Annotated in this window: 14 protein-coding genes; 9 read left to right on the top strand and 5 right to left on the bottom strand. The window is 41.0% G+C overall.

Going from position 1 to position 14,100, the window contains the following annotated elements:
* The first annotated feature begins 63 nt into the window (after nucleotides 1–63).
* The 8 genes from rsgA to ACW6QP_RS04035 all read left to right on the top strand — a co-directional run bounded on the left by rsgA (nucleotide 64) and on the right by ACW6QP_RS04035 (nucleotide 6,732).
* Complete coding sequence (gene rsgA / locus ACW6QP_RS04000) at nucleotides 64–1,014, top strand: ribosome small subunit-dependent GTPase A (RefSeq protein ID WP_457909553.1); 951 nt, start codon at nucleotides 64–66, stop codon at nucleotides 1,012–1,014.
* Entirely contained in the window at nucleotides 1,011–1,463 is a 453-nt protein-coding gene (gene dtd / locus ACW6QP_RS04005; RefSeq protein WP_457909554.1) for a D-aminoacyl-tRNA deacylase, read from the top strand. Before rsgA ends, dtd begins: the two co-directional genes overlap by 4 nt.
* A 27-nt stretch (nucleotides 1,464–1,490) precedes the next feature.
* Complete coding sequence (locus ACW6QP_RS04010) at nucleotides 1,491–1,817, top strand: nucleotide pyrophosphohydrolase (RefSeq protein WP_457909555.1); 327 nt, start codon at nucleotides 1,491–1,493, stop codon at nucleotides 1,815–1,817.
* A complete protein-coding gene (locus tag ACW6QP_RS04015; protein WP_457909556.1) occupies nucleotides 1,818–2,081 on the top strand; it encodes a hypothetical protein in 264 nt (87 codons plus the stop codon).
* Between the two features lie 12 nt (nucleotides 2,082–2,093).
* Nucleotides 2,094–3,311: a 3-phosphoshikimate 1-carboxyvinyltransferase gene (aroA, locus tag ACW6QP_RS04020; protein ID WP_457909557.1), complete on the top strand. Its 1,218-nt coding sequence runs from the start codon at nucleotides 2,094–2,096 to the stop codon at nucleotides 3,309–3,311.
* A gap of 86 nt (nucleotides 3,312–3,397) precedes the next feature.
* Entirely contained in the window at nucleotides 3,398–4,447 is a 1,050-nt protein-coding gene (gene queA / locus ACW6QP_RS04025) for a tRNA preQ1(34) S-adenosylmethionine ribosyltransferase-isomerase QueA (protein ID WP_457909650.1), read from the top strand.
* Between the two features lie 206 nt (nucleotides 4,448–4,653).
* Nucleotides 4,654–5,697 carry a 23S rRNA (adenine(2503)-C(2))-methyltransferase RlmN gene (gene rlmN, locus ACW6QP_RS04030; protein WP_457909558.1) on the top strand — a complete coding sequence of 348 codons (1,044 nt, stop codon included), beginning with the start codon at nucleotides 4,654–4,656 and terminating at the stop codon, nucleotides 5,695–5,697.
* Between the two features lie 57 nt (nucleotides 5,698–5,754).
* A complete protein-coding gene (locus ACW6QP_RS04035) occupies nucleotides 5,755–6,732 on the top strand; it encodes a polyprenyl synthetase family protein (protein ID WP_457909559.1) in 978 nt (325 codons plus the stop codon).
* A 137-nt stretch (nucleotides 6,733–6,869) separates the two neighbouring features.
* On the opposite strand, the gene ACW6QP_RS04040 is transcribed toward ACW6QP_RS04035, so the two are convergent.
* The 5 genes from ACW6QP_RS04040 to ACW6QP_RS04060 all read right to left on the bottom strand — a co-directional run bounded on the left by ACW6QP_RS04040 (nucleotide 6,870) and on the right by ACW6QP_RS04060 (nucleotide 11,223).
* Nucleotides 6,870–7,106, bottom strand: a complete 237-nt coding sequence (locus ACW6QP_RS04040; protein WP_457909560.1) for a hypothetical protein — start codon at nucleotides 7,104–7,106, stop codon at nucleotides 6,870–6,872.
* A 79-nt stretch (nucleotides 7,107–7,185) separates the two neighbouring features.
* Nucleotides 7,186–7,401, bottom strand: coding sequence for a hypothetical protein (locus ACW6QP_RS04045; RefSeq protein ID WP_457909561.1), 216 nt, complete (start codon nucleotides 7,399–7,401; stop codon nucleotides 7,186–7,188).
* A gap of 46 nt (nucleotides 7,402–7,447) precedes the next feature.
* Nucleotides 7,448–8,221 (bottom strand): TIGR03915 family putative DNA repair protein, encoded by a 774-nt coding sequence (locus tag ACW6QP_RS04050; protein WP_457909562.1) that lies wholly within the window; start codon nucleotides 8,219–8,221, stop codon nucleotides 7,448–7,450.
* A complete protein-coding gene (locus tag ACW6QP_RS04055; RefSeq protein WP_457909563.1) occupies nucleotides 8,218–9,480 on the bottom strand; it encodes a putative DNA modification/repair radical SAM protein in 1,263 nt (420 codons plus the stop codon). Before ACW6QP_RS04055 ends, ACW6QP_RS04050 begins: the two co-directional genes overlap by 4 nt.
* A gap of 60 nt (nucleotides 9,481–9,540) precedes the next feature.
* Nucleotides 9,541–11,223 (bottom strand): sulfatase family protein, encoded by a 1,683-nt coding sequence (locus tag ACW6QP_RS04060; protein WP_457909564.1) that lies wholly within the window; start codon nucleotides 11,221–11,223, stop codon nucleotides 9,541–9,543.
* A 220-nt stretch (nucleotides 11,224–11,443) separates the two neighbouring features.
* On the opposite strand from ACW6QP_RS04060, the gene ACW6QP_RS04065 reads away from it, so the two are divergent.
* Nucleotides 11,444–14,080 carry a LuxR C-terminal-related transcriptional regulator gene (locus ACW6QP_RS04065; RefSeq protein ID WP_457909565.1) on the top strand — a complete coding sequence of 879 codons (2,637 nt, stop codon included), beginning with the start codon at nucleotides 11,444–11,446 and terminating at the stop codon, nucleotides 14,078–14,080.
* The last annotated feature ends 20 nt before the right edge of the window (nucleotides 14,081–14,100 follow it).

Below are 14,100 nucleotides of genomic sequence, written 5' to 3' on the forward strand. Positions count from 1 at the left end.
GAAGTTGAAAAGACTGCGCTCAAACCAAGCTGAATTTTTTAGACAGCTTTACTTCCTTAAAATATGAAAGGCACAGTATATAAATCTACCGGAAGCTGGTATTTGGTGAAAACTCCCGAAGGGGAAAGCTACGATTGCAGGATAAAGGGGAAATTCCGTATTCAGGGAATTAAAAGCACCAATCCTGTGGCAGTGGGCGACCGGGTGGAATTCGACATCGACGAAAAGGCCGATGAGGTTACCGGGGTGATCAAGAAGATTGAAGAACGTTCAAATTATATCATTCGGCGGTCGGTAAATTTATCCAAGCAAACCCATATCATCGCCTCGAATATCGACCAGGTTTTTCTATTGGTTACACTAAATAATCCGCCAACCTTTACCACTTTTATAGATCGGTTTTTGGTTACTGCGGAAGCCTATGGGATTAAAGCTGTACTGCTTTTCAATAAAATCGACACCTATAATGAAGACGAGCTGGTAGAGATTAAGTACCTGGCAGCGCTATATCGTGCGGTAGGCTATGAATGTCTTGGGATATCGGCCAAAACCGGGAAAAATGTAGATAAGGTAAAAGAAATGATGCTGGGCAAAACCAGTATGTTTTCGGGCCATAGCGGTACGGGAAAATCTACGCTTATCAATGCCATTGAACCTTCTCTGAATTTAAAAACTTCTGAAATTTCAGACCAACATAAGCAGGGGCAACATACCACCACCTTTGCCGAAATGTTCGATTTGAGTTTTGACGCCCGCATCATAGATACCCCCGGAATTAAAGGTTTTGGGGTGGTAGATATTGAGCGGGAAGAGCTGGGAGATTTCTTTCCGGAATTTTTTAAACTGAAGCAGGATTGCAAATTTCATAATTGCATGCACCTCGAGGAGCCTAAATGCGCGGTAAAGGAGGCTCTGGAAGAAGGAGAAATCGCCTGGAGCCGATATAAAAGTTATTTGCAAATTTTAGAAGGTGAGGAAGACAATTACCGAACCGATATATATAAAAAAGAATGAGAGTAGTGATACAAAGGGTGGCAAACGCCTCTGTGAGTATTAACGGATCAATAAATACAAAAATCGGCCCCGGGCTGTTATTGCTTCTGGGTATTGAAGATGCCGATGAAAAGAAAGATATAGACTGGCTTTGCAGAAAGATCGTGAATATGCGAATTTTCAACGATGAGCAGGGAGTGATGAACAATTCTTTGCTGGAAATCAACGGCGAAGCGATTGTCGTAAGTCAGTTTACCCTGCACGCCAGTACGAAAAAGGGCAACCGTCCCAGTTATATAAAAGCGGCAAAACCCGATGTCGCAATTCCACTTTACGAGACTTTTGTTAAGACCCTGGAAAAAAACCTCGGAAAACCTGTTGGAACCGGGGAATTTGGAGCCGATATGAAAGTTGAGCTACTCAATGATGGGCCAGTCACTATCTTAATGGATTCTAAAGACAAAAGTTAAAATTTGAATTTTACAAAAGTATAAACTATGAATTTAGAAAATGCCCAGGAAGCAGTTGATGCCTGGATAAAGGAGCACGGGGTGCGTTATTTTAACGAACTCACCAATATGGCTCAATTAACCGAAGAGGTAGGAGAAGTGGCCCGCATTATAGCCCGGCGCTATGGCGAGCAAAGTGAAAAGGAAAGCGATAAAGAGAAAGACCTGGGCGAAGAACTGGCAGATGTAATGTTTGTAGTGCTTTGTTTGGCCAACCAAACCGGGGTAAATTTGCAGGAAGCCTTTGATAAAAAGCTAGCCTTAAAAACCAAACGCGATAAAGACCGGCATAAGAATAATAAAAAACTTCAGTAAATGAGTCCGAAAGAAATTCTTTCCAGAAGAGATTACTGGAAATCGGTCGCTTTGTTGGGAATTGGTTTTATGATCGTTTTTAACCTTATTTCGATATGGTTTGAATATGGTAGTTTCGATTTTGAGGCCTTCTATAAGGATAAGATAGAGAACAAATGGTTTAGGTTTATCCTGGCACAATTGGCCTCCAGTCTTATCTACGGAATGATCATCGCCTACGGCCAAATTCGATCTAAATTAAAGAGAGAAAATCAGGAGAATTAATATTAAGCTGCTATGAATTTGAAAATCTCAAAAAAAACGCCTGCCTTGAGCGGTGAACTTCAGCTTACCGGTTCAAAAAGTGAATCGAACAGGCTGCTGATTTTACGAGCGCTTTATCCTAATATAGAAATTGAAAACCTTTCCAACAGTGATGATACCCAATATCTGGAAAAAGCATTGGCTTCAAAACAGGAGGTAGTTGATATTCATCACGCCGGTACGGCTATGCGTTTTCTTACCGCCTATTTTGCCGCTAAGAAAGGTAAAGAGGTAGTGCTTACCGGAAGCAAAAGAATGCAGGAACGGCCTATAAAACTGCTGGTAGATGCGCTTCGTAGTCTTGGAGCCGATATTGGTTATGAAAAGGAAGAAGGCTATCCGCCGCTTCGTATTAAAGGCAGGGAATTACTCGAGAGTGAAGTTAACGTGCAGGCCAATATTAGCAGCCAGTATATTTCGGCTTTAATGCTAATAGCGCCATCACTGCCAAATGGACTGGAGATTAACCTGGACGGAAAGGTAACCTCGGTGCCCTATATCGAAATGACGCTGGACATTATGAAGCAGGCCGGGATTAAAGGAGTATTTGAGAATAACAAAATCAGTATTGAGCCGATGCAGCAGGTTCCTGCTAAAAGCATAGTGGTGGAAAGCGACTGGAGTTCGGCCTCTTACTTTTATAGTCTGGTGGCTATAAGCGGGGATGCCAGCTTAAAATTGAACAGCTATCGAAGAAATAGTTTGCAGGGAGATTCGGTAATTGCGAAACTTTATCATCAATTTGGGGTGGAGACTACCTATGAAGATCAGTCTATTGTTCTTTCCAAACACAATCATAAAAAGCCCCGGCATTTTTCAAAAAATCTACAAAACTGTCCCGATATCGCTCAAACCATTGCGGTGACCTGTCTTGCTCTTGGAGTAGACTGTGATTTGAGGGGTCTGCATACCCTAAAAATTAAGGAAACCGACCGCCTGGTGGCCCTTAAAAATGAAATTGAAAAGTTTGGGAGTAAGGTAGAAATAAGTGACGACAGGCTGCAGCTAAGTCCCCGAAAAGAATTTAATTCAGGAGTAAAAATAGCGACCTATAACGATCACCGAATGGCTATGGCCTTTGCTCCTATGGGACTAAAACTTCCGGTAGAAATTGAGGATGCAGAGGTGGTTTCCAAATCTTATCCCGATTTCTGGAAAGACTTAAAACAGCTGGGATTCAGCATAGATTAAGGCTATTTCCAAATAAACCGGTATTTACTTGACAACCCCTGTTTTGAGATTGTATATTTGCGCTCTTTAAAATTATAACTATGGGAATGAAACTTTCACACTTCAATTTTGACCTTCCGGATGAACTATTAGCCGAGTATCCTGTTGAAAACAGGGATGAATCGAGGTTAATGGTACTCAACCGAAAGGAACAAACCATTGAGCATCGTCAATTTAAAGATATCCTTGACTATTTTGAGCCACAGGATGTTATGGTGCTTAATAATACCAAGGTTTTTCCGGCCCGTCTCTACGGAAATAAGGAAAAAACCGGGGCCCGTATTGAGGTGTTTTTGTTGCGTGAGCTTAATCCTGAAACCAAATTATGGGATGTACTGGTAGATCCTGCCAGAAAAATTAGAATTGGAAACAAACTTTATTTTGGTGACGACGAAAGTCTTGTTGCCGAAGTTATAGACAATACTACTTCCCGCGGAAGAACCCTTAGATTTTTATACGACGGGTCTTATGAAGATTTTCGTCTTAAACTGAAGGAACTGGGAGAAACTCCACTTCCAAAATATATAAAAAGAGGGGTAGAGCCTGAAGATCAGGAGCGCTATCAAACTATTTACGCAAAAGAAGAAGGAGCCGTTGCTGCGCCAACTGCAGGACTTCACTTTTCCAAGCACCTGTTGAAGCGTTTGGAGATTAAAGGTGTAGATTTTGCTGAAGTTACCCTTCACGTAGGTCTGGGTACCTTTAGCCCGGTTGAGGTAGAAGATTTAAGCAAACACAAAATGGATTCTGAAGAAGCTTTCATCACCAAAAAAGCAACTGAAACCATCAACAAAGCCAAACGTGAAAATCGCCGCGTGTGTGCCGTAGGTACCACAGTGATGCGGGTATTGGAAAGTTCGGTATCTTCAGACCATAACCTGAATGAATTTGCAGGCTGGACCAATAAATTCATTTTCCCTCCTTACGATTTTAGCATCGCGAATTGTATGATCACCAATTTCCACACGCCAAAATCTACCTTATTGATGATGATCTCGGCCTTTGCCGGTCACGATTTTATGAAAAAGGCCTACGAGGAGGCGATTAAGGAGAAGTATCGTTTCTATACTTATGGAGACGCAATGTTGATCATCTAACTTCATTTCAGTAAAAAAATAAGCCACGAATTCTCAATAAAATTGATGAATTTGTGGCTTTTTTATTTCAGAAGGAATTCCAGGAGTTTAGTGGGAGCGGAAAAATCAGGTTAATTTTAGGATGAATTCAATTCTTAGACTCACAAATTAAAACACTTAGGCTCAGCTTAATTTAAAAATCCTTTAAATCTTCATACTTTTGCAGCGTGAAAAACAAGAAGAAAGACATACGGGCTTTAACTAAAGAGCAATTGCAAAATTTTTTCGTGGAACAGGGCGATAAATCCTTTCGGGGAAGCCAGGTTTACGAATGGCTTTGGAACAAAGGCGCTCATAGTTTTGATGAGATGACCAATATCTCCAAGGAAACCCGTGGGATGCTGAAGGAGAATTTTGTGATCAACCATATTCGGGTAGACCGAATGCAACGCAGCAGCGATGGTACGATCAAAAACGCTGTTAAACTACATGACCAGCTTACCGTAGAATCGGTGTTGATCCCTACCGCCACACGTACCACGGCCTGCGTTTCTTCCCAGGTAGGCTGCAGCCTCGACTGTCAGTTTTGTGCTACCGCACGTCTAAAGCGTATGAGGAATCTCAATCCCGATGAGATATACGATCAGGTGGTGGCTATAGACAATGAAAGTAGGTTGTATTTTGATCGTCCGCTTAGCAATATCGTTTTTATGGGGATGGGCGAGCCGCTTATGAATTACAATAATGTGATGAAAGCGGTAGAAAAAATCACCAGCCCTGAAGGTTTGGGAATGTCTCCCAAGCGAATCACGATCTCCACCTCTGGAGTGCCAAAAATGATTAAAAAACTGGCCGATGATGAAGCGAAAATCAAACTTGCGGTTTCTCTGCACTCGGCAATCGACGAGGTGCGAACCCAAATAATGCCTTTTAATGAAACCTTTCCCTTAACCGATCTTCGCGAAGCTTTGGAATACTGGTATTCCAAAACCAAAAGCAGAATTACTTATGAATATATAGTTTGGAAAGGTATAAATGATCGCCGCAAAGATGCCGAGGCATTGGTGAAATTTTGTAAGTATGTGCCCTGCAAAGTAAATCTCATTGAATACAACCCCATAGACGACGGCGATTTTCAGCAGGCTCCTGCTTCAGCTACCAATATGTATCAGGATTTGCTGGAGCGCAATGGAATCACGGTTACCGTGAGGCGGTCACGAGGTAAAGATATCGATGCAGCCTGTGGGCAGCTCGCAAATAAATCGGCTTAAGATTGACGAAATTCAGCAGTTAAAAATTCTTTGTAAATCTTTATCTTTGGGGGCTTAATGAAAGTGATCTCCCAAATAAAACTTCCTGTTGAAAAGGAAATGGAACTCTTCGAGAAGAAGTTCTATGCCTCGATGTCTTCACAGGTGGCCCTTTTAAACCGCATCACCCATTATATCGTAAACCGCAAAGGCAAGCAAATGCGGCCTATGTTCGTGTTTTTAGTGGCCAAAATGGTTTCAGAAGGAAGCGTAAATGAACGTACATACAGGGGAGCTTCGGTAATCGAACTTATTCATACCGCCACCCTGGTGCACGACGATGTGGTAGACGATTCCAATCGCCGCCGCGGATTCTTCAGCATAAACGCGCTCTGGAAAAATAAGATCGCTGTTTTGGTGGGTGATTATCTGCTTTCTAAAGGATTACTGCTTTCTATAGATAATAATGATTTTGATTTGCTGAAGATTATCTCTGTGGCCGTTCGGGAAATGAGCGAAGGGGAATTGCTGCAAATTGAAAAAGCCAGAAGGCTGGATATTACCGAAGCCGTTTATTACGATATTATTCGGCAGAAAACCGCGACGCTAATCGCAGCTTGCTGCAGCCTGGGTGCAGCCTCTGTAAAACCTGAATCGGATGAAATTGCAACAATGCGAAGGTTTGGGGAACTTATCGGGATGGCTTTCCAGATCAAAGATGACCTCTTTGATTATGGCGATGAGAAAATCGGGAAGCCTACGGGCATAGATATTAAGGAGCAGAAAATGACTCTGCCGCTTATTTATGCACTAAATCAGGCTTCAAAAGATGAGAAAAAGTGGTTGATCAATTCGGTGAAAAACCACAATAAAGATAAGAAGCGGGTAAAGGAAGTAATCGAATTTGTGAAAAACAAAGGCGGTCTCGATTACGCCATTGCCAAAATGGAAGAATTCCAGAAAGAGGCCTTAAAACTTCTGGAAACCTTTCCCGATTCGCCTTACAAAGATTCTCTTGTTCTCATGGTGAATTACGTGATTGAACGTAAAAAATAGGCCCTCACCCCCGCCTCTCCCGAAAGGAGACGATCTATAGGGGTATATTTCCAGCGATGGTGTTATACTTTGAAAAATGAAATAAAAAACCGCATAATTTGAGTGATTACGCGGTCCTAAAATTGAGTTCGGTTTACTTAAACCTCGTCATTAGCTTCGCCATTAACATCATCGGTTTCGTGAATTTCTTCATCTACCTCCTTTTTGACTTTTTTGGCGCCTTCTTCAATTTTTTCTCCTGCCTTGCGGGCGTTATCTTCGATGTCTTCTCCAATAGCTTCAACGGCTTCTTTGGTTTTCTCCTGGGTGGTTTCTCTACAGGAAGTTAACCCGAGTGCAAAAATTGCAGCAAGTAATAAAATGCTTTTTTTCATAACTGGTACATTTGTGGTTAATTAAAAAAAGCCACAAACCCGTGGGGGTAGGTGGCTTTAAACTTTAGCAGTCTTAAGACTACATATCGTCAGTTTCGTTAACTTCAGCTTCCACCTCAGCTTCTACTTCTTCAGCAGCAGCTTCAGTTTCGCGGGCAGCTTCCTCAGCTCCGGCCTCGATATCTCTACCGATTTCTTCTACAGCTTCTTCAGATTCTTGTTGAGTGTTCTCTCTACAAGATTGAAGAGAAACAGTCATCATTGCAACAGCAAGTAATAAAAGTAATTTTTTCATTTTAGAATATGTTTAATTAGTTGAAGAGGCAAATTTAAACTAATTTTTAATTTATCAATGGATTCTTTTCACTCAAATATTTCCAGTAACGTTTGGGAACATGTTGCAGGTGCAATTTTTGATTCGCTCTTGATTTGATATTTGTAGACTCGAAGTAATTTTTCCAGAGTTTTTGAAAATTCTGTTCTTCTGAAGCCAGAAATTCTACTTTTTTCTCTGATTTCAGAAATTTTTCATCCAATTCCAATTGAATATATTCCAGGCTTTTTAAATCGTAGCTCAGCCCAATTTTTCGTTTCAGGTCGTAAATAAGCCAATGTTGATCGGCATAACGTTCTTTAAAATGTCTAGCGATAAGCGGCAAAACATTAAAATCGGGCTCTATCACAGCAAAATAAAATTCATCTGCAGTTAATTCGAAACGTATAAAGGCTTCCATTCTATGCTTTTCCCGTCCCACCATTTTTGCTGTTTTTGCGATTTTTAAGGCGTGCTTATTGGAAAAATCCTTATCGCTGCCTCCTGAGAAAATATACCTGGCCAAATGAAAAATCTCGAGTTCAATACCCGGGATTTCACTTAAAAACGCCCTGTAAATCTGCGAAGCGGCATCTCGTGATCCTTTTTGTTTTAATGCCTTCAACACCCGGGTTGCTTTTGGAGCTTCAGTGATAATTTCTTCTGAAGCTCCAAAAAGAGCTTCCTGCCTGCTTCCCGGCAGATTTATGGCAGTAGGCTCACACTTTTGTTCATAGGCAGCGAAAATACAGCAAAGCAAGCCTTCAAAACTTCCATCGTAAGTAAACTGAAGATTTTTCACGCGAACAGGCTTAATTGATTCCCGATTTCTTTTCTGAATTTTCCTGATGAATTTTGAAGAATCTGGCCTTTTATTTTTTCCGAAGCCATTTCGGTCTTTTTAAAATCAGACCCCTGGCAAATGATAAAATACTGGGCCCGGTTTAGCGCAATCCCGATTTTCTTTAAATGTTCGATTCCCAGTTGTCTAAAACGTCGGGCATTCAGAATTTTATAAACCGATTTTAAACCCAGCCCGGGGATTCGTAAAAGCGCTTCCTTATCGGCTTTATTGACATCTACAGGAAAAAAATGAGGATTTCGAAGCGCCCAGCTCAATTTTGGATCGACTTCCAGATCGAGATTTGGGGTTTGCTGATTTAGTAATTCCCTCACATCGTAACCATAAAACCGCAGCAGCCAATCGGTCTGATAGAGACGGTTTTCCCTGAGCATAGGTACGGGACTGCCCAAAGCCGGAAGCCGGGAATCGTTACTCACAGGCACATAACCAGAATAATATACCCTTTTCATCCTGAATTGTTTATAATAAAATGCTGCCGAATACATAATATCGCGGTCGCTCTCACCCGAAGCCCCGATGATCATTTGGGTGCTTTGCCCTGCAGGAGCATATTTTGGAGTGCTCTTTATTATTTTTTTCTCCTGCTTATATTGAATGATCTCATTTTTGACCTTTTCCATAGGTTTCAGGAAATCTTCGTGCTTTTTGTCGGGAGCAAGTAGTTTTAAAGCCGATTTTGTGGGAACTTCTATATTCACGCTTAGCCTGTCGGCATAAAGTCCTGCTTCGCGCATAAGTTCATCGCTGGCACCGGGTATTGATTTAAGATGAATGTAGCCATTAAAATTTTCTTCTAATCTTAATTTTTTGGCCACCTGTACCAGGCGTTCCATAGTATAATCGGCATTTTTAAAAATTCCGGAACTCAAAAATAAGCCCTCAATATAATTTCGACGATAGAAATTTATGGTAAGATCTACCACCTCCTGCACCTTAAAAGCCGCTCTTTTAATATCATTGCTTTTACGGGTAACACAGTAGGCACAATCGAAAATACAATGATTGGTAAGCAAAATTTTCAACAGCGAAACACAGCGACCATCTTCTGTATACGAATGGCAAATGCCCATTCCCGAAGAATTTCCAAGACCTATGCCGGGATTTGTTCGCTTACTGCCACTACTGCTGCAGGAGACGTCATACTTGGCTGCATCGGCCAGGATATTGAGTTTTTCTTTTATTCGGTCAAAATTCATAAGCTGGAATTTTTCCAAAAATAGGAATATGTCCTAGTGTATGGAAAAATTCCCGAAACTTTAATTACCGTATTTAGTAGATTTTTTATCCGGATAGGTGTCGGGATCCTCTCCGGCAAGATTTGCCCAGTTTCGCATAGAACGCTTAACCTGTTCGGGTGGGGTTTGTTTAAATTCTTCTTCAGTAATTTGATATTGCTCCTGCAGGCTGTCTAATTGTGTATGCAATTGCTCCCGAATATCCACATAATCGGGATGTTGATAAATATTGTTTTTTTCCTGCGGATCTTCCTGTAGGTCATAAAGTTCCCAGAAGTCTATATCATCATAAAAATGGATTAATTTATAGCGGTCGGTTCGCACGCCATAATGCCGTTTTACCATATGAAATGCCGGGAAATCATAGTAATGATAGTAAATCGCATTGCGGAAATCGGCTTCGTTGGTGCTGCGGTTTACCAGGCCGCGAAGGGAACGGCCCTGCATATCTTCGGGAATTTCAGCTTCAGCAAAATCAAGAAAAGTGGGCGCGAAATCGAGATTCTGGGTTAAGGCGTTAATTTCGGTGCCGGCTTTAATTTCCTTTGGATATTGCATTAGCAAGGGCATTGCCAGGGATTCCTCATACATGAATCGCTTGTCAAAAAATCCTTTTTCTCCCAGGTAAAAGCCCTGGTCGGTGGTATATATAATAATGGTATTTTCATCCAGGCCGGTTTCTTCCAGATAATCCAGGATTTCTCCTACTCCTTCATCTACCGATGCCACAGTGGCGAGATAATCCTGCAAATAGCGCTGGCCTTTCCATTCAGCCAATTCTTTTCCTGAAAGATTTGCGTCATGAAAAGCATCATTCTTTGGACGATAGGCTTCATTCCAGGTTTTTCTCTGCTCGGGCGTCATTCGCTCAAAATCGGTTGTCCAGGGATTATGAGCTAAAGAATCGCTTCCTTTTTCTATACTCAGCTTTAGGTCGTGACCATCGTACATATCTTCATAGATGGTTTGCAATTGTTGTTGTGCAGCCAGCTGATTTTCGTGATCTGAAAAATAAGTGTCGGGTAAAGGAAATTCTATTGAATCATATAAGTTCAAATGTCTTGGAGCCGGCATCCAGTTTCGGTGGGGAGCTTTATGTTGTACCATAAGCATAAAGGGTTTGTCTGAATTTCCGTTCTCCTTCAACCAGTCCAAGCCCATCTCGGTGATGATATCGGTTGCATAGCCTTCCACCCGGGTGGTGTCATTTCCCTGTATAAAATCGGGGTTATAATAATTTCCCTGGTCTACAAGAATATTCCAATGGTCAAAACCCTCTGGCAAACCGTGTAGATGCCATTTTCCTACAAGTGCCGTTTGGTATCCCACCTCTTTGAGGTATTTGGGAAGAGTTGCCTGTGAACCGTCGAAAACATCACCATTCATCCTGAAACCATTTTGATGGCTGTGTTTCCCGGTTAGAATAACGGCGCGGCTGGGCCCACAAATAGAATTGGTACAAAAATTATTGTTGAATTTTATTCCGTTTTGAGCGATACGGTCAATATTTGGAGTAGGAGCGAGTTGACTTATCGGGTGCCCATAGGCACTAATAGCCTGGGTAGCGTGATCATCGGTCATGATGAAAACTATATTGGGCCGTTTATTTTTTTCTTCTGTAGTAGATTCTTCTTTGTTTTTACAGGAGACCAATATTAATGACAAGAGCAGAAAAAATACAAATCTGAAGTTTTGGGGATGCATAAGAAAAGGTTTTCGCGAGTATGAATTCATAAAATTTCTCTAAACCTACAAAAGAATGTAGATTTGCTATAATTTTTAACCACAACAAAAACTGCTCAACTTGAACACAGGCCCTCTACAAATATCGCTTAGAATACTGATTTTCTGCTTATTCCCTGTATTATCTCTTTCTTCGCAGGAATTAGCGCCACCCATACAAAATTATTCCTGGGACCAATATATGGCCGATAGCCAGAACTGGGATATTAGCCTGGATGACTTGGGAGTGGTTTATGTGGCCAATAATCAGGGCTTGTTGGTATACGATGGGATGAACTGGGAATTATTCCCCCTTAAAAGCGGTTCTATTCTGCGCAGTGTTTATTATCACGATGGTCGTATTTATGCCGGTTCGTATCAGGAATTTGGCTACTGGGCCCGGGATAATACTGGGGAGATGCAGTATACCTCCCTCATACCTTTACTGGAAGAATATGAATTACGAAGCGAGGAGTTCTGGGAAATTCTATCCTTTAATTCTTCTATATATTTCAGGTCTTTTGGGGCTGTCTATAAATATGACGGCACTGCTATAGAAAAAGTGCTGGATGTTAATAGTAATAAGATGATTCCGTTCCGGGATCGGCTATTGATCGCTAAAAGCAGAGATGGTCTTTATTTTCTGAATGAAGAAAATGAATTGGAACCTATTGAAAATCAGGAAGTATTAAAACAGGAAACCGTGGTGGATTTGGTGGGTTCAGGCGAAGGATTATATATCGCAACCAGAGACGACCTTTATTTTTATGACGGATCAAGAGTTCGATTGGTATCCGATTCGCAGCTTCGAAATGAGATAAAAAATTCAGAATTGAATCACCTGGTAATTTCCGAACCAGATAAACTCCTTTTGGGGACTATTAAAAATGGAGTGATTCAATATAACCTTGCAGATCAAAGCATAGAAAATTATAACCGCCAATGCGGACTTCAAAATAACACAGTTTTGGGAATGGCCATACACGGCAACCATCTTTGGTTGAGTCTGGATAATGGAATTGACCGTGTGGAGTTAAATAGTGCGATTAAATTTTATACCGATGAGTCTGGCCAGCTGGGGGCGGTTTATGATTTGGAATATTTTGAAAACAACCTGTATATCGCCAGTAATACCGGGATTTATACCCTAGACTCCAGAACCCCCGTGATGCTGGAAGGGGCCGAGGGGCATACCTGGAATTTGGAATTGATAGATGGAATTTTATACGCCAACCATAATACAGGTACTTATAGAATTCAGAATAAGAAATTGATTCAGATTGAAGGAAGAACCGGTAGTTTTAAAGGGCTTAAGGCTCCTGGAAATTCCGATTTTAAATATTTCGGAACTTATACCGGAATTACCGCCTATGATGTTGCCAAAAATGAAGCAAAAGCGCTTTCAGGAATAAATTTCCCGGTCAAGAATATAATTTTTGAAACCGAAAATACCATGTGGGCGGCTCACCCCTATGAAGGTATTTATCGACTGGAACTCAATGAACAACGGGATGAGATAAAAAGTCTTACCAAGCTCAAGGGTATAAATGGCGAGAAAAATTACAATCCTCATATTTCCAAAATCAACAATCAGCTTGCAATTCAGAATGATGACAGGTGGTACAGGTATAACAGCTTTAAAGATAGCATCGAAATTTTTCCTGAACTGGAAAGGTTTCAGGGATATCGAATGCTTTACGATTATGGAGATTCGTACTGGTTTGCGGGTAATGAAAGCAATTCTTTGGTGTATACCGACTTTCGTTCTTCTGAAATTATTATTCCCTCAAGCCAGTTGCAAAACAGGTTGGTGAAGAATAATGAAAAAATGATCAGGGCTAACGACTCGGTTTTTTTAGTGACTTTAAACGATGGGTTTGCCAGTATTAATATTAAGAAAATAGAAAAGAGCCTCGATAGCCTGGCGTTATCACCTCCTTTTATAACCGCTTTTAAAGATATAAACTCAAGGCTGGAAATATCAGGAAAACCTGTGCTTAGCTATAAGGATGCACGGGAGGTTAGTTTTACCACAGCTTTTCCTTCTGCCGGGCTGGCTGAACTCAGGTATGAGTTGATAGGGAAGGATACTATAAAAGGAAAGGTGGAGAACGGTAAGCTAAACTTTCAAAATTTACCCCACGGGGATTACGAGTTAGTATTAAGCGGATTCGCTCCGCAGAACTCTTCAATCGCCGAAAGCAGGTTTGCGTTTAGAGTAAATCCACCCTGGTATCTTTCAGGAATTATGCGACTGGCCTATATTTTTATATTTCTTGCCGGGCTGGGTCTGCTCTACTGGTTTAACAAGCAAAAACTTAGAAAACATCAGCTCCTGTTGGAAGCAAAATTCGAAAAAGAGCATAAGGAGCGCTTAAACCGAATAGAGAAGGAACGGCTTGTAAATGAAATTAACCTTAAACGCAAGGAACTTGCTAATTCTACGATGATAGCCGCCAAGAAAAATGAGGTTTTGATGGAAATTCAGGGGGAATTGGCCAGGGACAAAAATAAATTCTCCAACGAATACCGAATGAAGCATATCATGACCAAAATCAACAAGGCGATAAAAGATAAGGACGAATGGAAGGTCTTCGAGACCAATTTCAACGAATTGCATGCCGATTTCTTCAAAGATGTGTTGGAAACTTATCCGAAATTAAGCAACAAGGACTTAAAATTATGCTCTTATTTAAAAATGAATTTGAGTTCTAAAGAAATAGCTCCACTTATGGGAATTTCGGTAAGAGGAGTTGAAGTTCATCGCTATAGATTGCGCAAAAAAATGGGGCTGGATAAAAAGGAAAATCTTACAAATTTTCTTATCAAAAATTTTTAGGACCAGGGACATTTTCTTCT

It is taken from the genome of Salegentibacter haimaensis, from assembly GCF_054121495.1.